Annotated in this window: 23 protein-coding genes; 19 read left to right on the top strand and 4 right to left on the bottom strand. The window is 65.2% G+C overall.

Annotated elements, in window-relative coordinates:
* Window positions 1-10: 10 nt before the first annotated feature.
* The gene (gene ubiG, locus SB786_RS26320) at window positions 11-709 is read right to left on the bottom strand and encodes a bifunctional 2-polyprenyl-6-hydroxyphenol methylase/3-demethylubiquinol 3-O-methyltransferase UbiG (RefSeq protein ID WP_166722797.1); all 699 of its coding nucleotides are present in this window, start codon (window positions 707-709) and stop codon (window positions 11-13) included.
* 154 nt (window positions 710-863) lie between these two features.
* Window positions 864-1,532, bottom strand: coding sequence for an outer membrane protein OmpA (gene ompA, locus SB786_RS26315; RefSeq protein WP_006400736.1), 669 nt, complete (start codon window positions 1,530-1,532; stop codon window positions 864-866).
* A 542-nt stretch (window positions 1,533-2,074) separates the two neighbouring features.
* On the opposite strand from ompA, the gene gyrA reads away from it, so the two are divergent.
* The 16 genes from gyrA (at window position 2,075) to cysM (ending at window position 19,806) form a co-directional block, all read left to right on the top strand.
* Window positions 2,075-4,678, top strand: a complete 2,604-nt coding sequence (gyrA, locus tag SB786_RS26310; RefSeq protein WP_410730032.1) for a DNA gyrase subunit A — start codon at window positions 2,075-2,077, stop codon at window positions 4,676-4,678.
* Window positions 4,679-4,766: 88 nt separating this feature from the next.
* Window positions 4,767-5,366 (top strand): DUF2059 domain-containing protein, encoded by a 600-nt coding sequence (locus SB786_RS26305; protein WP_006750759.1) that lies wholly within the window; start codon window positions 4,767-4,769, stop codon window positions 5,364-5,366.
* Window positions 5,367-5,527: 161 nt separating this feature from the next.
* Complete coding sequence (serC, locus tag SB786_RS26300) at window positions 5,528-6,610, top strand: 3-phosphoserine/phosphohydroxythreonine transaminase (protein WP_006756788.1); 1,083 nt, start codon at window positions 5,528-5,530, stop codon at window positions 6,608-6,610.
* Window positions 6,611-6,644: 34 nt separating this feature from the next.
* Entirely contained in the window at window positions 6,645-7,727 is a 1,083-nt protein-coding gene (gene pheA / locus SB786_RS26295) for a prephenate dehydratase (protein ID WP_006756789.1), read from the top strand.
* 187 nt (window positions 7,728-7,914) lie between these two features.
* Window positions 7,915-8,841, top strand: a complete 927-nt coding sequence (locus tag SB786_RS26290; protein WP_410730031.1) for a prephenate dehydrogenase/arogenate dehydrogenase family protein — start codon at window positions 7,915-7,917, stop codon at window positions 8,839-8,841.
* Between the two features lie 14 nt (window positions 8,842-8,855).
* Window positions 8,856-10,160, top strand: coding sequence for a 3-phosphoshikimate 1-carboxyvinyltransferase (gene aroA, locus SB786_RS26285; protein WP_410730030.1), 1,305 nt, complete (start codon window positions 8,856-8,858; stop codon window positions 10,158-10,160).
* Window positions 10,161-10,173: 13 nt separating this feature from the next.
* The gene (gene cmk, locus SB786_RS26280; RefSeq protein ID WP_006756792.1) at window positions 10,174-10,860 is read left to right on the top strand and encodes a (d)CMP kinase; all 687 of its coding nucleotides are present in this window, start codon (window positions 10,174-10,176) and stop codon (window positions 10,858-10,860) included.
* 141 nt (window positions 10,861-11,001) lie between these two features.
* On the top strand, window positions 11,002-12,714 hold the full coding sequence (rpsA, locus tag SB786_RS26275; protein WP_410730029.1) for a 30S ribosomal protein S1: 1,713 nt from the start codon (window positions 11,002-11,004) through the stop codon (window positions 12,712-12,714).
* A 22-nt stretch (window positions 12,715-12,736) separates the two neighbouring features.
* The gene (locus SB786_RS26270; RefSeq protein ID WP_006750752.1) at window positions 12,737-13,060 is read left to right on the top strand and encodes an integration host factor subunit beta; all 324 of its coding nucleotides are present in this window, start codon (window positions 12,737-12,739) and stop codon (window positions 13,058-13,060) included.
* Between the two features lie 209 nt (window positions 13,061-13,269).
* Window positions 13,270-13,563, top strand: a complete 294-nt coding sequence (locus SB786_RS26265; protein ID WP_006756794.1) for a lipopolysaccharide assembly protein LapA domain-containing protein — start codon at window positions 13,270-13,272, stop codon at window positions 13,561-13,563.
* Between the two features lie 54 nt (window positions 13,564-13,617).
* Window positions 13,618-14,790 carry a lipopolysaccharide assembly protein LapB gene (gene lapB / locus SB786_RS26260; protein ID WP_410730028.1) on the top strand — a complete coding sequence of 391 codons (1,173 nt, stop codon included), beginning with the start codon at window positions 13,618-13,620 and terminating at the stop codon, window positions 14,788-14,790.
* A gap of 90 nt (window positions 14,791-14,880) precedes the next feature.
* Window positions 14,881-16,281, top strand: a complete 1,401-nt coding sequence (locus SB786_RS26255) for a UDP-glucose dehydrogenase family protein (protein ID WP_410730027.1) — start codon at window positions 14,881-14,883, stop codon at window positions 16,279-16,281.
* 7 nt (window positions 16,282-16,288) lie between these two features.
* Window positions 16,289-17,239, top strand: coding sequence for a D-glycero-beta-D-manno-heptose-7-phosphate kinase (gene rfaE1 / locus SB786_RS26250; RefSeq protein WP_410730026.1), 951 nt, complete (start codon window positions 16,289-16,291; stop codon window positions 17,237-17,239).
* Window positions 17,240-17,294: 55 nt separating this feature from the next.
* Window positions 17,295-18,287, top strand: a complete 993-nt coding sequence (gene rfaD, locus SB786_RS26245) for an ADP-glyceromanno-heptose 6-epimerase (protein WP_006756798.1) — start codon at window positions 17,295-17,297, stop codon at window positions 18,285-18,287.
* Window positions 18,288-18,360: 73 nt separating this feature from the next.
* Window positions 18,361-18,711, top strand: coding sequence for a ComEA family DNA-binding protein (locus SB786_RS26240; RefSeq protein ID WP_410730025.1), 351 nt, complete (start codon window positions 18,361-18,363; stop codon window positions 18,709-18,711).
* A gap of 192 nt (window positions 18,712-18,903) precedes the next feature.
* On the top strand, window positions 18,904-19,806 hold the full coding sequence (gene cysM, locus SB786_RS26235) for a cysteine synthase CysM (RefSeq protein ID WP_410730024.1): 903 nt from the start codon (window positions 18,904-18,906) through the stop codon (window positions 19,804-19,806).
* Window positions 19,807-19,881: 75 nt separating this feature from the next.
* Here cysM and mltB read toward each other — a convergent pair whose 3' ends face one another.
* The gene (gene mltB / locus SB786_RS26230) at window positions 19,882-21,228 is read right to left on the bottom strand and encodes a lytic murein transglycosylase B (protein ID WP_410730023.1); all 1,347 of its coding nucleotides are present in this window, start codon (window positions 21,226-21,228) and stop codon (window positions 19,882-19,884) included.
* Window positions 21,229-21,271: 43 nt separating this feature from the next.
* Between mltB and SB786_RS26225 the strand changes: the two genes are divergently transcribed.
* Entirely contained in the window at window positions 21,272-22,195 is a 924-nt protein-coding gene (locus SB786_RS26225; protein WP_006750743.1) for a histone deacetylase family protein, read from the top strand.
* A 14-nt stretch (window positions 22,196-22,209) separates the two neighbouring features.
* Here the strand turns inward: SB786_RS26225 and SB786_RS26220 are convergent, their stop codons facing one another.
* Window positions 22,210-23,130 carry an alpha/beta hydrolase gene (locus SB786_RS26220; RefSeq protein ID WP_410730022.1) on the bottom strand — a complete coding sequence of 307 codons (921 nt, stop codon included), beginning with the start codon at window positions 23,128-23,130 and terminating at the stop codon, window positions 22,210-22,212.
* A gap of 214 nt (window positions 23,131-23,344) precedes the next feature.
* Here SB786_RS26220 and SB786_RS26215 point away from each other — a divergent pair, with 214 nt between their 5' ends.
* Together SB786_RS26215 and SB786_RS26210 are read left to right on the top strand one after the other, a co-directional pair.
* The gene (locus tag SB786_RS26215) at window positions 23,345-24,379 is read left to right on the top strand and encodes a methionine ABC transporter ATP-binding protein (protein ID WP_410730021.1); all 1,035 of its coding nucleotides are present in this window, start codon (window positions 23,345-23,347) and stop codon (window positions 24,377-24,379) included.
* A complete protein-coding gene (locus tag SB786_RS26210) occupies window positions 24,369-25,022 on the top strand; it encodes a methionine ABC transporter permease (RefSeq protein WP_006756804.1) in 654 nt (217 codons plus the stop codon). Before SB786_RS26215 ends, SB786_RS26210 begins: the two co-directional genes overlap by 11 nt.
* Window positions 25,023-25,038 lie beyond the last annotated feature (16 nt).

The raw sequence follows: 25,038 nt of genomic DNA, 5'->3' as shown, positions 1-25,038 counted from the left end.
GGTCGGAAGGTCACGCGCCGCGGCGGCACGCGACGAGATAGTTGATGTCGGTGTCGTTCGACAGCGCGAAGCGCTTGCCGATCGGGTGATAGGTAATGCCCTTGATCTCGACGATGTGCAGGTCAGTCCCGCGTACGAAGCTCGCCAGTTCCGACGGGCGGATGAAGCGCGCGTAGTCGTGGGTGCCCTTTGGCAGCATTCGTGCGATGTATTCCGCACCGATCACCGCGAACAGGTACGACTTCAGGTTGCGGTTCAGCGTCGAGAAGAACACCCAGCCGCCCGGTTTGACGAGCGTGGCGCACGCAGAGACGATGCCGGCCGGCGACGGCACGTGCTCGAGCATCTCCATGCACGTGACGACGTCGTAGGTGCCCGGCTCGCGCTCGGCGATCGCTTCGGCGGCGATCGCCTCGTAGTCGACCGTGACACCGCTCTCGAGGCTGTGCAGATCCGCGACGCCGAGCGCCTCGGTCGACAGGTCGATGCCTTTGACCTGCGCGCCGAGCCCGGCCATCGATTCGGACAGGATGCCCCCGCCGCAACCGATATCGAGCGCGCGCTTGCCGGCCAGGTGCGCATGCGCATCGATCCAGCCGAGCCGGACCGGGTTCAGTTCGTGCAAGGGCTTGAATTCGGCATTCGGATCCCACCACCGATGGGCGAGGTCGCTGAATTTCTGGAGTTCGTGCGGATCGGCGTTGGTCATGTCGGCAAACGGGCTACGGGAGGAGGGCGGTGCAACGGTGCGTCAGCCCCGAGTATATAAGATGCGGGCGAGCGGCGAAGCGACGAGCGCGTGGACGGCCGGCAACGAAAAAGCCCCGCCGGAGCGGGGCTTTGAAGCAGTCGAAAACCGTGGCTTACTGCGCCGGAACGGTCGTCTTCTGGACTTCTTGCGTACCGACCACTTCCACTTCCACGCGGCGATCCGGTGCGAGGCAGGCGATCAGTTGCTTGCGGTTCTTCTGGTTGCAGCCCGTCGTGACCGGATTGCGCTTGCCCTTGCCTTCCGTGTAGATCTTGTTGGCCGGGACACCCTTGCTGACCAGGTACGACTTGACTGCTTGCGCACGGCGCAGCGACAGACGGTCGTTGTACTTGTCCGAACCGATGCGGTCCGTGTAGCCCGTTGCGACGACCACTTCCGTGTTCATGCCCTGGATCTTCGAAGCCAGTTCGTCCAGCTTTTGCTTGCCCAGCGGCTTGAGCGTTGCCTTGTCGAAGTCGAACAGTGCGTCGGCTTGGTACGTGATCTTCTGGCTCGTGATGGCCGGAGCGACCGGAGCGACCGGCGGCTGCGGTGCCTGGGCGACCAGTGCGCCATCGCACTTTGCGTTGGCGGTGGCCGGCGTCCAGAACGCGTCACGCCAGCAGAGCTCGTTCGTGCCGTTCATCCACACCCATTCGCCCGTGCCGTTCACCCAGTTGTCGTTGACGGCTTGACGCGACGCCGGCACCGACTGTGCCGAAGCGGATGCAGCCATAACTGCGGTAGCTGCAATGAACGCGAGCTTTGAAAGTTTATTCATATTTCTCCTCTCGAAATTGAGATTACCGCAGGTTTACTGCGAGCCTGTTGACGGTGACAAGTCATACATTGCTCGAAGTATAACATTGGTGCGGCACAAAAAACGTGGGCACCGCTCTGTGTAGACTTCGAGCAGCGTCTAACTTTCAGTGCGTTGGCATTTTGCCATATCGTTCCCTTCCTACGAAAAAAAATCCTCCCCACCCCAAGATCGCCTCAACGTTTGTGGCGCATGCGCAACACCGACCTGCCGTAACTTTTAGGGATTGTCAAGAGCGTGTCGGCGAAATTGCGCGAAAAGCTGCTTATGTTTATTTACGCGCGTGCGTGACGCAGATTCGTGTGGCCCCCTAGCGCAGTGAAGGGGCGTGATCAGGGGTGGTGCGGGGCGGCCCGCCCATGGCAACGTTTCCTGCTGTTTACATATAGAGGGGGTAGCGAACTGGCGGCTGATGGGCGCATGTTAGAATCTCGCGTTGCGTTGCGCATGCAGCGCCCACGCGAAAGGCGGTCGCCGTCTTCGCTCCGAAACGATACGGATACATGGATCAATTCGCCAAAGAGACCCTGCCCACCTCCCTAGAGGAGGAAATGCGCCGTTCGTATCTCGATTACGCGATGAGCGTGATCGTCGGACGTGCCCTTCCGGATGTCCGCGATGGCCTGAAGCCCGTGCACCGGCGCGTACTGTTCGCGATGCACGAACTGAACAACGACTGGAACCGCGCGTACAAGAAATCGGCGCGTATCGTCGGTGACGTGATCGGTAAGTATCACCCGCACGGCGATACCGCGGTGTACGACACGATCGTGCGGATGGCGCAGGACTTCTCGCTGCGCTACATGCTGATCGACGGGCAGGGCAACTTCGGCTCGATCGACGGCGACAATGCCGCGGCGATGCGTTACACCGAAATTCGCATGGCGAAGATCGGTCACGAGCTGCTTGCCGACATCGACAAGGAAACGGTCGACTTCGAGCCGAACTACGACGGCAACGAAATGCAGCCGGCGGTCCTGCCGTCGCGCATTCCGAACCTGCTGATCAACGGCTCGTCGGGTATCGCGGTCGGCATGGCGACCAACATCCCGCCGCACAACCTGAACGAAGTCGTCGACGCTTGTCAGCACCTGCTGAATAACGCCGAAGCGACGATCGACGAGCTGATCGAGATCATCCCGGCCCCGGACTTCCCGACGGCCGGCATCATCTACGGCGTCGCCGGCGTGCGCGACGGCTATCGCACCGGCCGCGGCCGCGTCGTGATGCGCGCCACCACGCACTTCGAGGAGATCGACCGCGGCCAGCGGATGGCGATCATCGTCGACGAGTTGCCGTACCAGGTGAACAAGCGCTCGCTGCTCGAGCGGATCGCCGAGCTCGTCAATGAGAAGAAGCTCGAGGGCATCTCCGACATCCGCGACGAGTCCGACAAGAGCGGCATGCGCGTCGTGATCGAGCTCAAGCGCGGCGAAGTGCCGGAAGTCGTGCTGAACAACCTGTACAAGGCGACGCAGCTGCAGGACACGTTCGGCATGAACATGGTCGCGCTGGTCGACGGCCAGCCGAAGCTGCTGAACCTGAAGGAAATCCTGCAGTGCTTCCTGTCGCACCGACGCGAAGTGCTGACGCGCCGCACGATCTACGAACTGCGCAAGGCCCGCGAACGCGGCCACGTGCTCGAAGGTCTCGCGGTCGCGCTCGCGAACATCGACGAGTTCATCGCGATCATCAAGGCCGCGCCGACGCCGCCGATCGCGAAGCAGGAACTGATGGCGAAGCCGTGGGATTCGTCGCTCGTGCGCGACATGCTCACGCGCGCCGAGACCGAGAACGCGTCGGCGGGCGGCCGCTCCGCGTATCGTCCGGAAGGCCTGAACCCCGCGTTCGGGATGCAGACCGACGGGCTGTACCGTCTGTCCGACACGCAGGCGCAGGAAATCCTGCAGATGCGTCTGCAACGCCTGACCGGTCTCGAGCAGGACAAGATCATCGGCGAGTACCGCGAAGTGATGGCACAGATCGCCGACCTGCTGGACATCCTCGCGCGCCCCGAGCGGATCACGACGATGATCGGCGACGAGCTGACGTCGGTGAAGGCCGAATTCGGCGACGCACGCCGCTCGCGGATCGAGCTGAACGCGACCGAGCTGAATACGGAAGACCTGATCACGCCGCAGGACATGGTCGTCACGATGTCGCACGCGGGCTACGTGAAGTCGCAGCCGCTGTCCGAGTATCGCGCGCAGAAGCGCGGCGGTCGCGGCAAGCAGGCGACGCAGATGAAGGAAGACGACTGGATCGAGACGCTGTTCATCGCGAACACGCACGATTACATCCTGTGCTTCTCGAACCGCGGCCGCGTGTACTGGGTCAAGGTCTATGAAGTGCCGCAGGGCTCGCGCAACTCGCGCGGCCGCCCGATCGTGAACATGTTCCCGCTGCAGGACGGCGAGAAGATCAACGTCGTGCTGCCCGTCAAGGAATTTTCGGCCGACAAGTTCGTGTTCATGGCGACGTCGCTCGGCACCGTGAAGAAGACGCCGCTCGAGGCATTCAGCCGCCCGATGAAGAAGGGCATCATCGCGGTCGGCCTCGACGAGGGCGACTACCTGATCGGTGCGTCGATCACCGACGGCGCGCACGACGTGATGCTGTTCTCCGACTCCGGTAAGGCCGTGCGCTTCGACGAGAACGACGTGCGCCCGATGGGTCGCGAGGCGCGCGGCGTGCGCGGCATGCAGCTCGAGGACGGGCAGCAGGTCATCGCGCTGCTGGTCGCCGGCAGCGAGGAGCAGACCGTGCTCACCGCGACCGAGAACGGCTACGGCAAGCGCACGCCGATCGCCGAGTACACGCGTCACGGCCGCGGCACGAAGGGGATGATCGCGATCCAGACGTCCGAGCGCAACGGCAAGGTCGTGGCCGCGACGCTCGTCGACGCCGAGGATCAGATCATGCTGATCACGACCGCCGGCGTGTTGATTCGTACCCGCGTTTCCGAGATACGCGAGATGGGGCGCGCTACGCAAGGTGTTACACTCATCAGTCTCGATGAGGGTACCAAGCTCTCCGGCCTGCAGCAGGTCGCGGAAGCCGAAGAGGGCGAAGGCGAGGCCGACGAGGCGTCGGACGGCGAAGCCTGAATAACGGATGAGACTCGAGCCGCCGCGGGCGCCACGCCACGCGCCGCGGTCGGCGAGCAACCATTCATATTTCCAAAAGGGAGTGATGATGCAAAAGCAATTCAAGCAACTGGTTCTGCTGGCTGCACTGGTGCCGACGTTCGCGATGGCGCAAGCGCTGTCGAATTCCGCACCGGCTGCGACCGCGGCAGCTGCGCCGATCGACGCCGACAAGAAGGCTGCGATCAAGGATCTGCTCGACGCGATCGACGCGCCGAAGCTCGTGTCGGCTATCGGCAACAGCGCCGAGATGCAGGCAAAGCAGCTCGTGCCGGCGATCCTGTCGGACGCGCTGTCGGAAAACAAGTCGCTGAACGACAAGCAGAAGCAGGCGGCCGTGCCGTCGCTGCAGAAGAACGCGGTGCCGAAGCTGGTTGACGGCGCAGGCAAGGTGTTCGGCACGCAGCAGTTCCAGAGCGACGCGATGTCGGCTCAGTACGACGCCTACGCGAAGTACTACAGCACGTCGGAGATCAAGGATCTGACGACGTTCTACAAGAGCCCGACGGGCCGCAAGTTCATCCAGGTTCAGGATCAGGTCGGTCGCGACGTGGTCAACGGCCTGATGCAGAAGTACATGCCGCAAGCGATCCAGGCGACGCGCGCGCAGGCTGACAAGGAAGTCGCGGCAGTCAAGCCGGGCAAGTAAGCCGTCCGGGCACGCCGTCCGGCCGTTCGGCCGGGTTTGGCGGGAGCCTGATGACAGTGCGATAATGGCCGTTTGCGCGCGAGCGCAAGCGGCCATTCCTTTTCTGGCGCGGTTCTTACTGCCGGCGACAAGCCGGTCGCGTCCCTCCCGAGGTTTTCACGATGCGCGTCTTTAATTTCTCCGCCGGTCCTGCGGCGCTGCCCGAGGAAGTGCTGCGGCAGGCCGCCGACGAAATGCTCGACTGGCACGGCAGCGGCATGAGCGTGATGGAGATGAGCCATCGCGGCAAGGAATTCATGTCGATCCACGAGGCGGCGCTGGCCGACCTGCGCGAGCTGCTCGATGTACCGGCCAGCCACCGCATCCTGTTCCTGCAGGGCGGCGGAATTGCCGAGAACGCGATCGTGCCGATGAACCTGCTCGGTTCGCGCAAGACCGCCGACTTCGTCGTGACGGGCTCGTGGTCGCAGAAATCGTTCAACGAAGCGAAGAAATACGGCACGCCGCATCTGGCCGCATCGGGCAAGACGGCGGACGGTTTCACGCGCGCGCCCGCCCGCGCCGAGTGGCAATTGTCGGACGATCCGGCGTACGTGCATCTGTGCACGAACGAGACGATCGACGGCGTCGAGACATTCGAGATCCCCGACCTCGGCGACGTGCCGCTCGTCGCGGATGTGTCGTCGCACATCCTGTCGCGCCCGATGGACGTCGCGAAGTACGGCGTGCTGTTCGGCGGCGCGCAGAAGAACATCGGGATGGCCGGCGTGACGGTCGTGATCGTTCGCGAGGATCTGCTCGATCGCGCACTGTCGATCTGCCCGTCCGCATTCGAATGGAAGACCGTCGCCACGAACAACTCGCTGTACAACACGCCGCCCACCTATGCGATCTACATCGCGGGCCTCGTGTTCCAGTGGCTGAAGCGGCAGGGTGGCCTCGAGGCAATCGAGGCCCGCAATATCGAGAAGGCGAAGCTGCTCTACGACACGATCGATGCGAGCGGCTTCTACCTGAACAAGGTCGAGCCCACGGTGCGTTCGCGAATGAACGTGCCCTTTTTCCTGGCCGACGAAACGCGCAATGAAGACTTCCTTGCCGGCGCAAAGGCGCGCGGGCTGCTGCAGCTGAAGGGCCACAAGTCCGTCGGCGGCATGCGGGCGTCGATCTACAACGCGGTGCCGCTCGAGGGCGTGAAGGCGCTCGTCGAGTACATGAAGGACTTCGAACAGCGCGGCGCCTGAGCGCGACGCTGTTCAAACAGCACGGCAACTACGCATGGACGACGAACTGAATTCCCGCCTGAAACCGCTGCGCGACCGCATCGATGCGATCGACGCGCAGCTGATCGCGCTCCTCAACCAGCGCGCCGCGGTGGCGCTCGAGGTAGGTGAGGTCAAGAAGCATTTCAACGCGCCGGTGTTTCGGCCGGAGCGCGAGCTGCAGGTGATCGCACGCCTGCAGGACATGAGCGCGGGGCCGCTCGCGGGCGAGCACATCAGCGCCATCTGGCGCGAGATCATGGCCGCGAGCCGCGCGCTCGAGCAGACGATCCACGTCGCATTCCTCGGGCCGGTCGGCACGTACAGCGAACAGGCGATGTTCGAGTATTTCGGCCAATCGATTGAAGGGCTGCCGTGTCCGTCGATCGACGAGGTGTTCCGCTCGGTCGAGGCCGGCGCGTCCGCATTCGGCATCGCGCCCGTCGAGAATTCGACCGAAGGCGCGGTGTCGCGCACGCTCGACCTGCTGCTGCAAACTCAGTTGCTGATCAGCGGCGAGCTCGCGCTGCCGATCCATCACAACCTGCTCACGCAGAGCGGCACGCTCGACGGCGTGACGCGCGTCTGCGCACATGCGCAGGCGCTCGCGCAATGCCAGCAATGGCTTGCCGCGAACGCGCCGCAGCTCGAGCGGCAAGCAGTGTCGAGCAACGCGGAGGCCGCGCGTCTCGCAGCGGCCGATCCGAGCGTCGCGGCAATCGCGGGCGATCGCGCGGCCGCGCACTACGGGTTGCAGATCGCGTTCTCGCTGATCCAGGACGATCCGCACAACCGCACGCGCTTCGTGATCGTCGGCAAGGAGCCGGCCGGGCAGAGCGGTCATGACCAGACGTCGCTGATCGTGTCGGTGAAGAACGAGCCAGGCGCCGTGTTCAAGCTGCTCGAACCGCTCGCGCGGCACGGTGTGTCGATGACGCGCTTCGAGTCGCGTCCGGCGCGCGTCGGCACGTGGGAGTATTACTTCTACATCGACATCGAAGGGCACCGGGACGAGGCGGCGGTGGCCGCCGCGCTCGCGGAGCTCGGCCAGAAGGCCGCGTTCCTGAAGATACTCGGTTCGTATCCGCGCGCGCGCTGACGCGCGGCGGCCCGTCACCTGCACCGCACGGGCGGTGCAGTGCAGCGGGCAGGGCAGGCCGGGCGGCACTGCCGAAGGCGGGCTCGGGCAGTATCCGGTGCAGGGCGCGCCGGGTGCGGGCCCGTTGCCCGGGATCTGGACTTCCATGCGCGGGGCGTCGTTCCGCGCGCGTCACTTGGCTCTTGTCGTGTCAGGCTTTGCATTCAACAAACTGGTCATTTTCGGCGTCGGCCTGATCGGCGGATCGCTGGCGCGCGCACTGCGCGAGCACGCGCCCGGCGGCGCGGGTGAAGTCGTCGGCGTCGGCCGTTCGCGTGCGTCGGTCGAACGCGCGCTGGCACTCGGCGTGATCGACCGCGCGGCGGCGCTCGATGACGACGCGCAACTGCGCGACGCACTCGCTGGCGCCGATCTGGTGCTGCTGGCCGCCCCCGTCGCGCAAACGGGCCCGTTGCTCGCGCGCATCGCGCCGTGGCTCGACGCCGCGACGATCGTCACCGACGCGGGCAGCACCAAGTCCGATGTCGTCGCGGCCGCGCGCGCGGCGCTCGGTGCGCGGATTGCGCAGTTCGTGCCGGGGCATCCGATCGCCGGGCGCGAGTCGAGCGGCGTCGAAGCCGCGCTGCCCGATCTGTACGTCGGCCGCAACGTCGTGCTGTGCCCGCTGCCGGAGAACGCGCCCGCATCGGTCGCGCGGATCGACGCGATGTGGCGGGCGACCGGCGCCGACGTGCGCACGATGAGTACCGAGCAACACGATCGCGTGTTCGCGTCGATCAGTCATCTGCCGCACGTGCTGTCGTTCGCGCTCGTCGAGCAGATTCTCGGCGAGGTGGATGCCGAACTGAAATTCTCGTACGCGGCGGGCGGCTTCCGCGACTTCACGCGGATCGCGGCGTCGAGTCCGGAAATGTGGCGCGACGTGTGCGTCGCGAATCGCGCGGCGCTGCTCGACGAGCTCGACGGCTACACGCGCGTGCTCGCACGGCTGCGTGCTGCGATCGACGCCGGTGACGGCGCGGCACTCGAAGCCGTGTTCACGCGCTCGCGCGCCGCACGCAAGGCATGGCAGGAGCGCGGTGCGCAGCCCGCTGCCGAACCGGTCAAGAAATAACAAGGACGATTCCCATGGACTATCTCGATCTCGGCCCGTATTCCAGCGCTTCGGGCACCGTGCGCCTGCCCGGCTCGAAGAGCATCTCGAACCGCGTGCTGCTGCTCGCGGCGCTTGCCGAAGGCGACACGACGATCACCAATCTGCTGGATTCCGACGACACGCGCGTGATGCTCGATGCGCTCGGCAAGCTCGGCGTGAAGCTCGCGCGCGACGGCGACACCTGTGTCGTCACCGGCACGCGCGGCGCGTTCACCGCGAAGACTGCCGACCTGTTCCTCGGCAACGCGGGCACGGCGGTGCGACCGTTGACGGCGGCGCTCGCGATCAACGGCGGCGACTATCGCGTGCACGGCGTGCCGCGCATGCACGAGCGGCCGATCGGCGACCTCGTCGACGGCCTGCGCCAGATTGGCGCGCAAATCGACTACGAGCAGAACGAAGGCTTTCCGCCGCTGCGGATCAAGCCCGCTGCGATCGCGGTCGACGCGCCGATCCGCGTGCGCGGCGACGTGTCGAGCCAGTTCCTCACCGCGCTGCTGATGACGCTGCCGCTTGTGAAGGCGAAGGATGGCAGGACGGTCGTCGAAATCGACGGCGAGCTGATCTCGAAGCCGTACATCGACATCACGATCCGGCTGATGGAGCGCTTCGGCGTGACCGTCGAGCGCGACGGCTGGCAGCGCTTCGTCGTGCCGGCCGGCGTCCGCTACCGGTCGCCGGGGCGCATCATGGTCGAGGGCGATGCGTCGTCGGCATCGTATTTCCTCGCGGCCGGCGCGCTCGGCGGCGGTCCGCTGCGCGTCGAGGGCGTGGGGCGCGCGAGCATCCAGGGCGACGTCGGCTTCGCGAATGCGCTGATGCAGATGGGGGCGAACGTGTCGATGGGCGACGACTGGATCGAGGTGCGCGGCATCGGCCACGACCACGGCAAGCTCGATCCGATCGACATGGACTTCAACCTGATTCCCGACGCGGCGATGACCATCGCGGTCGCGGCGCTGTTCGCGAGCGGCACGAGCACGCTGCGCAACATCGCGAGCTGGCGCGTGAAGGAAACCGACCGCATCGCGGCGATGGCGACCGAGCTGCGCAAGGTCGGCGCGATCGTCGAGGAAGGTGCCGACTATCTGGTCGTCACGCCGCCGCAACGGCTCACGCCGAATGCCGCAATCGACACGTACGACGATCACCGCATGGCGATGTGCTTCTCGCTCGTCAGCCTGGGCGGCGTGCCCGTGCGGATCAACGATCCGAAGTGCGTCGGCAAGACGTTCCCCGACTATTTCGACCGCTTCGCCGCGCTCGCCAAAGCCTGACCCGACTCACCCGATGAAATCCACCCGACCCTTTCACCCGACCCCCGTCATCACGATCGACGGCCCGACTGCTTCCGGCAAGGGGACCGTCGCGGCGCTCGTCGCCGCGCATCTCGGCTTCCACTTGCTCGACAGCGGCGCGCTGTACCGTCTCGCGGCGCTCGCGAGCGTGCGCTACGGCATCGCGGCGGAAGACATCGATGCGCTCGTGAAGCTGATCGACGATCTTCACATCACGTTCCGCGAGGGCTGCGCGCAGCTCGACGGCGTCGACGTGTCGAACGACATCCGCGCCGAAGCGGTCGGCAACCGCGCGTCGGCGATTGCCGTGCATGGCCCGGTGCGCTCCGCGCTCGTCGCGCGCCAGCGCGCGTTCCGCAAGACGCCGGGCCTCGTCGCCGACGGGCGCGACATGGGCACCGTGATCTTCCCGGACGCCGTGCTGAAGGTGTTCCTGACGGCCAGCGCCGAGGCACGCGCGACCAGACGGCATAAGCAATTGATGCAAAAAGGTTTTTCTGCTAATATAGATGACTTGCTCCGGGATCTTCGTGAACGTGACGCGCGCGACAGCAATCGCGCAGCGGCGCCGCTGAAGCCCGCGGCAGATGCCGAGCTGCTCGATACGTCGGCGCTTTCGGTCGATGAAGCCGTCGACCAGGTGCTGCAGTGGTACCGGGCGCTTGGCCAGCCCGCCTGAGAAGGCGGGTGGTTGTAGGTGCTTCGCGCTCGAGTGCGAAGCGTGTTTCGAACCCTTAACCCCGTGTGGATTTCGATCTGGCCCTTTCAGCCTGCCATTTCGGCCGGCGTGGCACAGCGATCCATGCACAATCAGATTTTTATGTCCGACCTGCAAACCTCCACCCCGAATACCGAATCCTTTGCGGCTCTGTTCGAAGAGTCGCTGACCCGTCAAGACATGCGCGCCGGCGAAGTGATTTCCGCCGAAGTCGTGCGCGTCGACCACAACTTCGTGGTCGTCAATGCAGGCCTGAAGTCCGAGGCTTACATTCCGATCGAGGAATTCCTGAACGATCAGGGCGAGGTTGAGGTGCAGTCGGGCGATTTCGTGTCCGTCGCGATCGACGCACTCGAAAACGGCTACGGCGACACGATCCTGTCGCGCGACAAGGCGAAGCGCCTTGCATCGTGGCTGTCGCTGGAAAAGGCCCTCGACAACAACGAACTCGTCACCGGCACGATCACCGGCAAGGTGAAGGGCGGCATGACTGTGATGGTCAACGGCATCCGCGCGTTCCTGCCGGGTTCGCTGGTCGACACGCGTCCGGTCAAGGACACGACCCCGTACGAAGGCAAGACGCTCGAGTTCCGCGTGATCAAGCTCGATCGCAAGCGTAACAACGTCGTGCTGTCGCGTCGTGCCGTGATCGAAGCGACGCAGGGCGAAGAGCGCGCGAAGCTGCTCGAGACGCTGAAGGAAGGCGCGATCGTCAACGGCGTGGTCAAGAACATCACCGACTACGGCGCGTTCGTCGACCTCGGCGGCATCGACGGCCTGCTGCACATCACCGACATCGCATGGCGTCGTGTGCGTCACCCGAGCGAAGTCCTGTCGGTTGGCCAGGAAGTCACCGCGAAGATCCTCAAGTTCGACCAAGAGAAGAACCGCGTCTCGCTGGGCATCAAGCAACTGGGCGACGATCCGTGGGAAGGCATCTCGCGCCGTTACCCGTCGGGCACGCGCCTGTTCGGCAAGGTCACGAACATCACCGACTACGGCGCATTCGTCGAAGTGGAATCGGGCATCGAAGGCCTTGTCCACGTGTCGGAAATGGACTGGACCAACAAGAACGTTGCTCCGTCGAAGGTTGTCCAGCTGGGCGACGAAGTCGAAGTCATGGTCCTCGAGATCGACGAAGACCGTCGTCGTATCAGCCTCGGCATGAAGCAGTGCAAGCCGAATCCGTGGGATGACTTCAGCCGCAACTTCAAGAAGGGCGACAAGATCACGGGCGCAATCAAGTCGATCACCGACTTCGGCGTGTTCATCGGTCTGCCGGGCGGCATCGACGGCCTGGTCCACCTGTCGGACCTGTCGTGGAGCGAAGCCGGCGAAGAAGCCGTTCGCAAGTACAAGAAGGGCGACGAAGTCGAAGCAATCGTGCTGGGCATCGACGTCGAGAAGGAGCGTATTTCGCTCGGCATCAAGCAGCTCGAAGGCGACCCGTTCAGCAACTACGTTGCAATGAACGACAAGGGCTCGCTCGTCGACGGTGTGGTGAAGTCGGTCGATGCGAAGGGCGCTGTCATTACGCTGACGGGCGACATCGAAGGCTACCTGCGCGCATCGGAAATCTCGCAGGATCGCGTCGAAGACGCACGCAACGTGCTGAAGGAAGGCGACAAGGTCAACGCGATGGTGATCAACATCGATCGCAAGTCGCGTGGCATCAACCTGTCGATCAAGGCGAAGGATTCGGCTGAACAACAGGAAGCGATCCGCGGCCTGCAGTCCGATTCGAGCGCTGCCGCGACCGGTACGACCAACCTCGGCGCGCTGCTGAAGGCGAAGCTCGACGGCCAGAACCAGTAAGCCTCACGAGGTCTGCTGAAGTATGACCAAATCCGAGTTGGTCGCGCAGCTGGCACTGCGATTTCCGCAACTTGTCCTCAAGGATGCGGATTTCGCGGTGAAAACGATGCTCGATGCGATGTCCGACGCCCTGTCGAAAGGGCATCGCATCGAAATTCGGGGTTTCGGCAGCTTCGGCCTCAACCGTCGCCCGGCGCGCGTCGGACGCAACCCGAAGTCGGGGGAGAAAGTGCAGGTGCCCGAGAAGTTCGTGCCTCACTTCAAGCCCGGCAAGGAATTGCGCGAACGCGTCGACGGCCGCGCCGGCGAGCCACTGAAAGCTGATGATCCGGACGACGAGCGTTGAGCGTCGTTCGGCTTGCCCGGAATCTGTCCGGCAAAGGCTGAAGAAAAAGCGCCCCTAGCGGGCGCTTTTTTCGTTTTCGGCGGCCGCGTGGCAACGCGCATCCGCAGGATGTGCGGTGACGCGGAAACGCTTCCTTTACAATACGGGTCGATTCGGCGTCGCGAAGGGGAGTCGCGCGTCACGGCAAACCTCAACAAAGAGAGGGCTACATGAAGTTTATCGTCTGGCTGATCCGGGTATTGGTGTTCGTGCTGCTGCTGGTGCTCGCACTGGCCAATACGCAAACCGCGACGCTGAATTTCCTTGCCGGCTACGCATGGCAAGCGCCGCTGATCCTGATCGGCCTCGCGTTCTTCGTCGTGGGGCTGCTGGCCGGCCTGCTGTCCGCGCTGCCGGCGATCTTCCGTCTGCGCCTCGAGAACGGGCGCCTGAAGCGCGACTTGCGCGCGGCGCGCGAAACCCCGGTCGTCGTCGATCAGCCGCCGATGCCGCCCGTCATTTAATACCGGACGCCGCGCGACTCTCGCGCGGTTTTCGTCTCTGCTTCGATATTTCGCATGGATCTGGATTTCTGGTGGTTGCTCGCAATTCCGGTGGCGTTCGCGCTCGGCTGGGCGGCGTCACGCTATGACCTGAAGAACCTCCTGTCGGAGAGCGCCAACCTGCCGCGATCGTATTTCCGCGGCCTGAACTTTCTGTTGAACGAACAACCGGACAAGGCGATCGACGCGTTCATCGAGGTCGCGAAGCTCGACCCCGAGACGGTCGAACTGCACTTCGCGCTCGGCAACCTGTTTCGCCGCCGCGGTGAAACGGACCGGGCGATCCGCGTGCACCAGAATCTGCTGAGTCGCACGGACCTGCCGGTGAACGAGCGCGACCACGCGCTGTATGAACTCGGTCAGGATTTTCTGAAAGCCGGCCTGCTCGATCGTGCCGAAGAGGCCTTCCACCGCCTCGCCGACGGCGACTACGCGTTGGGTGCGCAGCGGGCACTGCTGACGATCTACGAGATCGAGAAGGACTGGAACAAGTCGATCGATACCGCGAAGCGTATCGAGTCGATGAGCGACAAGCCGCTCGCTACCGAAATCGCGCAGTTCCACTGCGAACTCGCGCAGGACGCGCTTCAGCGCAAGAACGCCGCGGCAGCGGCCGAACAACTGAAGCTCGCGCTCGCCGCGAACCCCCAGAACGTGCGCGCGACGATATTGTCAGGCGATGCCGCGGCGGCGGCGGGGGATCACGCGGCCGCAATCGAGCACTGGAAGCGCGTCGAAGCGCAGAACCCGGCTTATCTGCCGCTCGTCGCCGACAAGCTGATGAAGGCCTATGTCGCGCTCGAGAAGCCGGTCGACGGCGCCGAGCTGCTGATGGGCTATGTCGAGCGTTATCCGTCGAACGACCTGCTCGAAATCGCATATCAGCACATCGCCGGGTTGCGCGGCCAGGAGGCCGCGCATACGCTCGCACGCACGCAGATGGAGAAGTCGCCGAACCTGTCCGGCATGCTGCACCTGCTCGACGCGCAGATCGCGGCCGCCGACGAGCCGCGCCGTAAGGAACTTGAAATGATGCGCGCGCTGATCAAGCAGCGCACCAAAAATCTGCCACGCTATACGTGCCAGAATTGCGGTTTCCGGGCACGGCTTTTCTACTGGCAGTGCCCCGGATGCAGCGGCTGGGAAACCTATGCGCCGCGCCGCGTCGAACCTGCGATGCCGGGCTGATCCCGGCGTGCGGCGCCGACGCGCTGCGGTTGCCGCCGGGTCCGGCCCGGCGGCCAAGTTAGTCAATTACCGGGACGTACCGGAACATCTATGAAAATCACCATCATCGGCACCGGCTATGTCGGTCTTGTCACGGGCTCCTGTCTCGCCGAGATCGGCCACGACGTCTTTTGCCTGGATGTCGATCCGCGCAAGATCGATATCCTGAACAATGGCGGGATGCCGATTCACGAACCGGGCCTGCTGGACATCATTGCGCGCAACCGCGCGGCGGGACGCCTGCGCTTCTCGACCGACATCGCGGCGAGCGTCGCGCACGGCGAGATCCAGTTCATCGCGGTCGGCACGCCGCCCGACGAGGACGGGTCGGCCGACCTGCAATACGTGCTCGAGGCCGCGCGCAACATCGGCCGTCACATGACGGGTTTCAAGGTGATCGTCGACAAGTCGACGGTGCCGGTCGGCACCGCGCAGCGCGTGCGTGCGGTGGTCGACGAGGCGCTCGGCGCCCGCGGGCTCGCGGGCAGCGTCGCGCACCGGTTCTCGGTTGTATCGAATCCGGAATTCCTGAAGGAAGGCGCGGCAGTCGAGGACTTCATGCGCCCGGACCGAATCATCATCGGCGTCGACGACGACGAGACGGGCACCGTGGCGCGCGAGAAGATGAAGAAGCTGTATGCGCCGTTCAACCGCAATCACGAGCGCACGATCTACATGGACGTGCGTTCGGCGGAATTCGCCAAGTATGCGGCGAATGCGATGCTCGCGACGCGCATCTCGTTCATGAACGAGATGTCGAATCTCGCCGACAAAGTCGGCGCCGACATCGAAGCCGTGCGCCGCGGGATCGGCTCGGATCCGCGCATCGGCTATCACTTCCTGTACGCGGGCGTCGGTTACGGCGGCTCGTGCTTCCCGAAGGACGTGCAGGCCCTGATCCGCACCGCGGGCGAAAACGGCCAGCCGCTGCGCATCCTGGAGGCCGTCGAAGCCGCCAACTCCGCGCAGAAGGATGTGCTGATCGGCAAGATCGAGCAGCGCTTCGGCGCGGACCTGACCGGCCGCGAATTCGCGGTCTGGGGCCTCGCGTTCAAGCCGAATACCGACGACATGCGCGAGGCGCCGAGCCGCAGGCTGATCGCCGCGCTGCTCGAGCGTGGCGCGACCGTGCGCGCGTACGATCCGGTCGCGATCGAGGAAGCGCGCCGTGTGTTCGCGCTCGATCTTGGCGAGGCTGCCGACGCACTTGCACGCCTCCATTTCGTCGATACCCAGGACGCAGCCGTGACCGCCGCGGATGCGCTCGTGATCGTCACCGAGTGGAAGGAATTCAGGAGCCCGGATTTCGCGCGCCTGAAGGCCGAGCTGAAGGCGCCGGTGATCTTCGACGGGCGCAACCTGTACGAGCCGGACGCGATGGCCGAACTTGGCATCGACTACCATGCGATCGGGCGTCCGCATGTCGCTCCCCAGTCCCTCTCCCGTGGATGAACGCACGATGACTACCCTTCGAGAAGTGGTGCCGGTACCGCGTGCGCAGCTCGCGGGTTCGCGCGTGCTCGTCGTCGGGGACGTGATGCTCGACCGCTACTGGTTCGGCCACGTCGACCGCATTTCGCCGGAAGCGCCGGTTCCCGTCGTGCTTGTGCAGCGTCAGGAGGAGCGCCTGGGCGGCGCGGCCAACGTCGCGCGCAACGCCGTGACGCTCGGCGGTCAGGCCGGGCTGCTGTGCGTGGTCGGCTGCGACGAACCGGGCGAGCGGATTGTCGAGTTGCTCGACAGCAGCGGCGTGACGCCTCATCTCGAGCGTGATGCGTCGCTGCCGACGACGATCAAGCTGCGCGTGCTCGCGCGTCAGCAGCAATTGTTGCGGGTCGATTTCGAGGCGATGCCGAAGCACGAGGTGCTGCTCGCGGGGCTCGCGCGTTTCGATGTACTGCTGCCGCAGCACGACGTCGTGCTGATGTCGGATTACGCGAAAGGCGGCCTGACGCACGTGACGACGATGATCGACAAGGCCCGCGCGGCCGGCAAGCCGGTGCTCGTCGATCCGAAGGGCGGCGACTGGGCGCGCTATCGCGGCGCATCGCTGATTACGCCGAACCGCGCCGAGTTGCGCGAAGTCGTCGGTCAGTGGCAATCGGAAGACGACCTGCGCGCGCGTGTCGCCAGGCTGCGTGCGGATCTCGATCTCGACGCGCTGCTGCTCACGCGTTCGGAAGAGGGGATGACGCTTTTTTCCGCAACCGGCGAACTGCATGCGCCGGCGCTTGCGCGCGAGGTGTATGACGTGTCCGGCGCGGGCGATACCGTGATCGCGACGGTCGCGACGATGCTCGGTGCCGGCGTGCCGCTCGTCGATGCCGTCGTGCTCGCGAACCGCGCGGCAGGCATCGTGGTCGGCAAGCTCGGTACTGCCACGGTAGACTACGACGAACTGTTTCACTGAGCGCATTCGGCGGCGCGCCGCACGGATGTCTCGTAATTTTTCAGGCAGAACGGTCATGACCATCATCGTCACCGGCGCAGCCGGTTTTATCGGTGCGAACATCGTCAAGGCGCTTAACGAGCGCGGCGAGTCGCGCATCATCGCGGTCGACAATCTGACGCGCGCGGACAAGTTCCGCAACCTCGTCGATTGCGAGATCGACGACTATCTCGACAAGACGGAATTCGTCGAGCGCTTCACGCGCGGCGATTTCGGCAAGGTACGCGCGGTGTTCCACGAAGGCGCCTGTTCGGACACGATGGAAACCGACGGCCGCTACATGATGGACAACAACTTCCGCTACAGCCGCGCGGTGCTCGATGCGTGCCTCGCGCAGGGCGCGCAGTTCCTTTACGCGTCGTCGGCCGCGACCTACGGCGGCTCGACGCGGTTCGTCGAGGAGCGCGAGGTCGAGGCGCCGCTGAACGTCTACGGCTATTCGAAGTTCCTGTTCGACCAGGTAATCCGCCGCGTGCTGCCGGGCGCGAAGAGCCAGATCGCCGGGTTCCGCTACTTCAACGTGTACGGCCCGCGCGAGACGCACAAGGGCCGCATGGCATCGGTCGCGTTCCACAACTTCAACCAGTTCCGCGCGGAAGGCAAGGTCAAGCTGTTCGGCGAGTACAACGGTTATGCGCCGGGCGAGCAGACGCGCGACTTCGTGTCGGTCGAGGACGTCGCGAAAGTGAACCTGTTCTTCTTCGATCATCCGGAGAAGTCGGGCATCTTCAACCTCGGCACCGGCCGTGCACAACCGTTCAACGACGTCGCATCGACGGTCGTGAACACGTTGCGCGCGCTCGACAACCTGCCGCCGCTGACGCTCGCGCAGCAGGTCGAGCAAGGGCTGATCGAATACGTGGCGTTCCCCGACGCGCTGCGCGGCAAGTACCAGTGCTTCACGCAGGCGGACCAGACGAAGCTGCGTGGTGCCGGCTACGATGCGCCGTTCCTGACGGTGCAGGAAGGTGTCGACCGCTACGTGCGTTGGCTGTCCGGCCAGGTTTAAACGCACGCGCTGCATCGCTAGACTGGGTCTCACGGTCGGCAGTCGCCGATCGTTTTCATCGGAGATCCAGCACATGATCAAAAAATGGTTTGCCGCGGTCGCGATGCTCGGCGCGATCGCATCGGCATGGGCGGCCGTCGACGTCAACACCGCGAACGAGGATGCACTCGTCGGCATCAAGGGCATCGGTCCCGCGCGGGCAAAGGCGATTCTCGATGAGCGCGGCGCACACGGCCCGTTCAGGAATGCAGAAGATCTCGCGTCGCGCGTGAAAGGCATGGGCGGCCATACGGTCGAACGCCTTCAGCAGGAAGGGTTGACGATCGGCGCGGCCGGTTCGGTGGCGATGGCCCCGGCCCCGGCCGCGGGCAAGCCCGCCGCGGCGAAACCTGCCGCGGCGCCCGCCCGCACCGCGCAGAAGTAACGCACACCATACGAAAGGCTCCTTCAGTCGCCGTCTTGCGACGGCTTCCCGCGGCATGCCGCGGGTTTTTTGCGTCATGCGTCATGCCGCGTGCGGCAGACCTGTTCCATCGTCGCGATGGGGTTGCCGGCGCGCGCCCCCGCGCTGGTTTACAATCGATTGATTGATCGGCCTCGCACTCACGGTATCTCCATGGCTTACAAAACTATCGAAGACACGATCGGCAACACGCCGCTCGTGCAACTGGTCCGCCTGCCGGACGACGAGATTCGCGCACGCAACAACGTGGTGCTCGCAAAGCTGGAAGGCAACAATCCGGCGGGTTCCGTGAAGGATCGTCCGGCGCTGTCGATGATCAGCAAGGCCGAGGCGCGCGGTCGCATCAAGCCGGGCGATACGCTGATCGAGGCGACGAGCGGCAACACGGGCATCGCGCTCGCGATGGCCGCGGCGATCCGGGGCTACAAGATGGTGCTGGTCATGCCCGAGGACCTGTCGGTCGAGCGCCGCCAGAGCATGGCTGCTTACGGCGCCGAAATCATCCTGACGCCGGTAAAGGGCGGGATGGAACTGGCGCGCGACCTCGCGGAGCAGATGCAGCGCGAAGGCAAGGGCGTGATCCTCGATCAGTTCGGGAACCCCGACAATCCGGTCGCGCACTACGAAGGAACGGGTCCGGAGATCTGGCGCGACACCGAAGGGCGCATCACGCACTTCGTGTCGGCGATGGGCACGACGGGCACGATCATGGGCACGTCGCGCTATCTGAAGGAACAGAATCCGGCGATCGAGATCGTCGGCGCGCAGCCGGAAGACGGGTCGCGCATTCCGGGCATTCGCAAATGGCCGGAAGCCTACATGCCGACGATCTTCGATCGCAGCCGCGTCGATCGCGTCGAGAGCGTGAGCCAGGCCGCGTCGGAAACGATGACGCGCCGGCTCGCGGCCGTCGAGGGCATCTTTGCCGGCATTTCGTCGGGCGGCGCGTGCGAAGTCGCGATGCGCATCGCCCGCCAGGTCGAGAACGCGACGATCGTGTTCATTGTCTGCGACCGCGGCGACCGCTATCTGTCGACCGGGGTATTTCCTGCCTGAGCCGATCGGCATCCGCAGCGTCAAGCGATAAAAAAACGCCGCATCAGCGGCGTTTTTTCTTTGCGCGGGCCGTGCTTACTGCGCCGGCGTCTCCGTATCCGCGGCAGGCAGCGGCAGCGCGCCGCTCGCTTCCATCTGCGCCTTCACGGCTTCGCCGAGCTGGTACACGGTGAGCGCATAGAAGAAGCTGCGGTTGTAGCGCGTTAGCACGTAGAAATTCTTCAGGCCGAGCATGTATTCGGTCGCGCGTCCCGGCGACGGCAGGTCGACCACGGTGACCGGCGTGCCGGCTTCGGTCGTGATGTTGACCGTCGGCTCGTTGAGGGTCATGCCGGCCCGCAGCAGTTGCGACAGCGCCCAGTGCGGCTCGGGCTGACCGTCCGCGGCAGCCTGCGCGATGCCGAGGCTGCCCGTGTCGGGCGTGATGCGCCAGACCACCGGGCGATCGGTCTCCCAGCCATGCTGCTTCAGGTAGTTCGCGACGCTGCCGATCGCATCGGCAGGACTGCTGCGCAGATCGACGTGGCCGCCGTCGTAGTCGACCGCATACTGGCGGATGCTGCTCGGCAGGAACTGCGGGATGCCGATCGCGCCCGTGTACGAGCCGAGCACGGTGGTCGGGTCGAGCTGGTTGTCGCGGGTCCAGACCAGGAAGTCCTCGAGGTTCTTGCGGAACGTTGCCTGGCGGCTGTCGCGATTCGGCGTGTCCGGATAGTCGAACGTGAGCGTCGTCAGCGTATCGAGCACCCGGAAGTTGCCCATGTAGCGGCCGTAGATCGTTTCGACACCGATGATGCCGACGATTACTTCGGGCGGCACGCCGAATTCCTCGGACGCGCGCTTCAGCGTCGCCTGGTTCGCCTTCCAGAATTTCACGCCCGCGTTGATGCGGATCGGCTCGATGAAGCGCGAACGATAGACGCTCCAGTTCTTCACCGAAGGCGTCGGCGCCGGCTTCACGAGCTTGACGGCGGTGGCCGAATAGCTGATGCGCGAGAACAGCGCATGCAGGCTCGCGGAATCGAAGCCGTTGCGGCTCACCATCTCGTCGATGAACGCATCGACCTTCGCATTGTTCGCGTAACGCTGCGGAACGATTTCCTCTTCGAAGGTCTGGCCTTGCGGCGCCGGCTGCTGCGGTTGCTCCTGCGCGACGCGCGTGCCGGAGGACTTCGCAGGCTGTGTCTGCGCGACGGCGGGCGCGGCGGCCAGCGCAGCGGCGACGGCAGCGGCAACGAGCGGAACGCGAACGCGCGACAGTGCGGAGAGAAGGGCGGCAGGCTTGCTGGAATTCATGTCGAAGCGGGCGGACAGGGCGATGGGGTTCGGCGCAGTATACCCGAGGCATCCCGCGTGCCGGGGCGAAGCAGCGCACCGTTGTGGTAAGTTAGCGGCGAATTCGCGGCAGACGATGGACATCATTGATGGAGACTCGTGGCGCACCTTGCGTCGCGGATGACACCTTATGGCAACCGCCTTCTATACGCACCCCGATTGCATGCTGCACGAGATGGGGGAATGGCATCCGGAATGCCCGGCCCGACTGTCGGCGATCCAGGATCAGCTGATCGCGAGCCGCATCGACGACCTGATCGTGCACGAAACCGCCCCGTTCGCGAGCGAGGTGGCGCTGGGCCGCGTGCATACGCAGGCCCATATCGACTACATCCGCAGCATGACGCCCGTCGACGGCTACGTCGAGATCGATCCCGACACGCTGATGAACCGCGACACGTGGCGTGCCGCATTGCGCGCGGCCGGCGCCGCGATCGCGGCGACCGACGCGGTGATCGAAGGCCGCTACGCGAATGCCTTCTGCAGCGTGCGGCCGCCCGGCCATCACGCGGAACCCGCGCGCGCGATGGGCTTCTGCTTCTTCAACAACGTGGCGATCGCCGCGCGGCATGCGCTCGACGTCCACGGTATCGAGCGCGTCGCGATCATCGATTTCGACGTGCATCACGGCAACGGCACCGAAGCCGCGTTCGCGAACGACGAGCGTGTGCTGATGTGCAGCTTCTTCCAGCATCCGCTGTACCCGTTCTCGGGCGCCGATCATCAGGCGCCGAACATGGTCAACCTGCCGATGCCGGCACGCAGCAACGGGATGGCGATCCGCGAAGCGGTCGACATGTTCTGGCTGCCGCGTCTCGACGCGTTCAAGCCGCAGATGCTGTTCGTGTCGGCCGGTTTCGATGCGCATCGCGAGGACGACATCGGCAACCTCGGTCTCGTCGAGGCCGATTTCGAATGGCTGACCGCGCAGGTCGTCGACGTCGCGCGCCGGCATGCGCAGGGCCGCATCGTGAGCTGTCTCGAGGGCGGCTACAACCTGTCCGCGCTCGGCCGCAGCGTCGTCGCGCACCTGCGCGTGCTGGCCGGCATTTGACCGGCAGCGCGCGTTCAGCGCGCCGGCACGCGCGCGTGAATCCACGCGATCAGCGCATCGATCACACGATCGCGCTCGAGATCGTTCATCGTCTCGTGGAGCCCGCCTTCGTATAGCGTCAGCGTGCGATCGGGCGAGCCGGCGTGGGCGCCGAATGCGCGGCTTCCGTCGGGCTCGGTCAGCTTGTCCTCGGTGCCGTGATAGACCAGCAAGGGCACGCGCAGTGCACCGCGACCGCGCTCGATGCGCGCCATCGCGTCGAGGATTTCGGCACCGGTGCGCGCCGGCACCGCGCCATGGTGCACGAGCGGATCGGCACGATTGGCCGCGACGACGGCCGGATCGCGCGACAGCAGCGCCGCATCGATCCTGATTGCGGGGAAGGTCGGCCATGCGCGGCTGATGAAGCGGCTCATCGTGAGCATCCAGCGGGGCACGTCGCGCCCCGGCGCGAGCGCCGGGCTCGACAGCACGAGACCGCGCAGCGCGTGGCCGCGGGCGGGCACGCGTTCGATCGCATACAGCGCCGCGACGGCGCCGCCCATGCTGTGCCCCATCAGGAAGAGCGGCGTATCGCCGCGGGCGGCTTCAGCAACGAGCGCATCCGCATCGTTCAGGTAATCGTCGAAACGCTCGACCCACGCGCGTTTGCCGGGCGACTGGCCGTGCCCGCGCAGATCGATCGCCAGCACGTCGATGTCGGCCGCGCTCAGTCGGGCCGCAAGCGCCGCGTAACGGCCCGCATGCTCGGCGAGGCCGTGCACCAGCGCGAGCGTCGCGCGCGGCGGCACCGTGCCGTCGCCGGCCGTCCAGCGGTACGACGCCAATTCGAGTCCGTCGGCGGTGCGCAGCCGGCCCGTGCGCGGAGCGGGCGGCGACGCCGGCTCCGCTGCCGCGGTGACGGGTGCGGCGGTCGGCGTGGTGATGGCGGTCATCTGGCGGGTCCCCTGTTCGTTGGCATTGGTGTTCCGGATCATAGTCGCCGCATTCCAGAGGCGGGCAGCAGCGCCCCTCTAATTTCGTCTGGTTATGAAAAGATCGAAATCGATTATTAAGGGGAATGAGGCGTTTGCGGTAAAATCGCCGGCTATTCCAGATGCATCGGCGGCCGACTGGCGGGCCTCGCCAGCCGGCCGCCGTTTTGTTTACATGATCGAATTACGCAATCTGTCTCAACGTTTCCCCGGCCCGACCGGCTGGGTCGACGCGTTGCACAACGTCAATCTGACGATCCCGCAGGGCGAGGTATTCGGCATCATCGGCCGAAGTGGCGCCGGCAAGAGCACGCTCGTGCGCACCATCAACCTGCTCACGCGGCCGACCGAGGGCAACGTCGTCGTCGGCGGACGCGATCTCACGCTGCTGCCGGCTGGCGCGCTGCGCGAAGCGCGCCGCGAAATCGGCATGATCTTCCAGCACTTCAACCTGCTGTCGTCACGCACGGTGTTCGACAACGTCGCGCTGCCGCTCGAGCTGGCGGGTGCAAGCCGCGCCGACATCGAGGCGGCCGTGCTGCCGCTGCTCGACCTCGTCGGGCTGTCCGCGCAGAAGGACCGCTATCCGGCCCAGATCAGCGGCGGCCAGAAGCAGCGCGTCGGCATCGCCCGCGCGCTCGCGAGCAACCCGAAGGTGCTGCTGTCGGACGAAGCGACGTCGGCGCTCGACCCCGAGACCACGCGCTCGATCCTCGATCTGCTGAAGCGCATCAACCGCGAACTCGGCCTGACGATCGTGCTGATCACCCACCAGATGGAAGTGATCAAGCAGGTGTGCGATCGCGTGGCGGTGCTCGACGCCGGCCGGGTGGTGGAAGAAGGCCGCGTGATCGACGTGTTCCTGCAGCCGCATCACGAAGTGACGCGCGCGCTGATCGGCGACGTGATCGCGCAGGAGCTGCCGCCGGCGCTGAAGGCACGGGTGGCCGAGCGGCTGAAGACGGGCAGCGGGCATTTGCTGCGGCTGGCGTTCACCGGCTCGGGTGTCGATCAGCCGATCCTGTCGGAGACGATCCGCCGGTACGAACTCGATTTCAACATCCTGCACGGCCAGATCGACGAGATCCAGGGGCAGGCGTTCGGGTCGCTCGCGGTGCTCGCGGGCGGCGAACCGGGCAAGGTCGGGCAGGCGCTCGCGTTCCTGCGCGAGCAAGGTGTGGTGGTAGAGGAGCTTTCGTATGTTGAGTGAGATGTTCGATATGTTCGTGCAGTCGTTCTGGGAGACGCTGATCATGGTCGGCATCTCGGGAGCGGTCGGCGCACTCGTCGGGCTGCCGCTCGGCGTGCTGCTGTATCTGACCGACCGCCAGGGCGTGCTGCAGAACCTCGGCTTGAACCGCGTGCTCGGCGGCATCGTGAATGCGGTGCGCTCGACGCCGTTCATCATCCTGCTCGTTGCCGTCATTCCGCTCACGCGGCTCGTCACGGGGTCGTCGATCGGCACGGCCGCGGCGGTCGTACCGCTGACGCTCGCGGCCGCGCCGTTCGTCGCGCGGCTGGCCGAGACCGCGCTGCGCGAAGTCGACCGTGGGCTGATCGAGGCCGCGCAGTCGATGGGCGCGACGACGTCGCAGATCGTATTCAAGGTGCTGCTGCCCGAATCGCTGCCGGGGATCGTGGCGGGCCTGACGATCACGTTCGTGTCGCTCGTCGGCTATTCGGCGATGGCCGGCGCGATCGGCGGCGGCGGGCTCGGCGATCTGGGGATCCGCTACGGCTATCAGCGCTATCTGCCGGAAGTGATGTGGACGGTCGTCGCGATCCTGATCGTGTTCGTGCAGATCGTGCAATCGTTCGGCGACTGGCTCGTGCGCCGGCTGAGCCACAAGTAACAACGACATTCAACCA

The organism is Burkholderia sp. SIMBA_062 (genome assembly GCF_046534765.1).
GTDB lineage: Bacteria > Pseudomonadota > Gammaproteobacteria > Burkholderiales > Burkholderiaceae > Burkholderia > Burkholderia ambifaria.
Note: the sequence above shows the minus strand (reverse complement) of the source record. Positions and strands in the feature narration are given on the sequence as shown.

Bases quoted from the DNA above. Each gene is read 5' to 3' on its own strand.
- SB786_RS26215 (WP_410730021.1), top strand. From the start codon at position 23,345: ATGATCGAATTACGCAATCTGTCTCAACGTTTCCCCGGCCCGACCGGC.
- SB786_RS26255 (WP_410730027.1), top strand. From the start codon at position 14,881: ATGAAAATCACCATCATCGGCACCGGCTATGTCGGTCTTGTCACGGGC.
- ompA (WP_006400736.1), bottom strand. From the start codon at position 1,532: ATGAATAAACTTTCAAAGCTCGCGTTCATTGCAGCTACCGCAGTTATG.
- SB786_RS26265 (WP_006756794.1), top strand. From the start codon at position 13,270: ATGAAGTTTATCGTCTGGCTGATCCGGGTATTGGTGTTCGTGCTGCTG.
- SB786_RS26225 (WP_006750743.1), top strand. From the start codon at position 21,272: ATGGCAACCGCCTTCTATACGCACCCCGATTGCATGCTGCACGAGATG.
- cysM (WP_410730024.1), top strand. From the start codon at position 18,904: ATGGCTTACAAAACTATCGAAGACACGATCGGCAACACGCCGCTCGTG.
- cmk (WP_006756792.1), top strand. From the start codon at position 10,174: ATGAAATCCACCCGACCCTTTCACCCGACCCCCGTCATCACGATCGAC.
- SB786_RS26270 (WP_006750752.1), top strand. From the start codon at position 12,737: ATGACCAAATCCGAGTTGGTCGCGCAGCTGGCACTGCGATTTCCGCAA.
- SB786_RS26240 (WP_410730025.1), top strand. From the start codon at position 18,361: ATGATCAAAAAATGGTTTGCCGCGGTCGCGATGCTCGGCGCGATCGCA.
- aroA (WP_410730030.1), top strand. From the start codon at position 8,856: ATGGACTATCTCGATCTCGGCCCGTATTCCAGCGCTTCGGGCACCGTG.
- lapB (WP_410730028.1), top strand. From the start codon at position 13,618: ATGGATCTGGATTTCTGGTGGTTGCTCGCAATTCCGGTGGCGTTCGCG.
- ubiG (WP_166722797.1), bottom strand. From the start codon at position 709: ATGACCAACGCCGATCCGCACGAACTCCAGAAATTCAGCGACCTCGCC.
- gyrA (WP_410730032.1), top strand. From the start codon at position 2,075: ATGGATCAATTCGCCAAAGAGACCCTGCCCACCTCCCTAGAGGAGGAA.
- serC (WP_006756788.1), top strand. From the start codon at position 5,528: ATGCGCGTCTTTAATTTCTCCGCCGGTCCTGCGGCGCTGCCCGAGGAA.
- SB786_RS26305 (WP_006750759.1), top strand. From the start codon at position 4,767: ATGCAAAAGCAATTCAAGCAACTGGTTCTGCTGGCTGCACTGGTGCCG.
- pheA (WP_006756789.1), top strand. From the start codon at position 6,645: ATGGACGACGAACTGAATTCCCGCCTGAAACCGCTGCGCGACCGCATC.
- rfaD (WP_006756798.1), top strand. From the start codon at position 17,295: ATGACCATCATCGTCACCGGCGCAGCCGGTTTTATCGGTGCGAACATC.
- SB786_RS26220 (WP_410730022.1), bottom strand. From the start codon at position 23,130: ATGACCGCCATCACCACGCCGACCGCCGCACCCGTCACCGCGGCAGCG.
- rfaE1 (WP_410730026.1), top strand. From the start codon at position 16,289: ATGACTACCCTTCGAGAAGTGGTGCCGGTACCGCGTGCGCAGCTCGCG.
- mltB (WP_410730023.1), bottom strand. From the start codon at position 21,228: ATGATGTCCATCGTCTGCCGCGAATTCGCCGCTAACTTACCACAACGG.
- rpsA (WP_410730029.1), top strand. From the start codon at position 11,002: ATGTCCGACCTGCAAACCTCCACCCCGAATACCGAATCCTTTGCGGCT.
- SB786_RS26210 (WP_006756804.1), top strand. From the start codon at position 24,369: ATGTTGAGTGAGATGTTCGATATGTTCGTGCAGTCGTTCTGGGAGACG.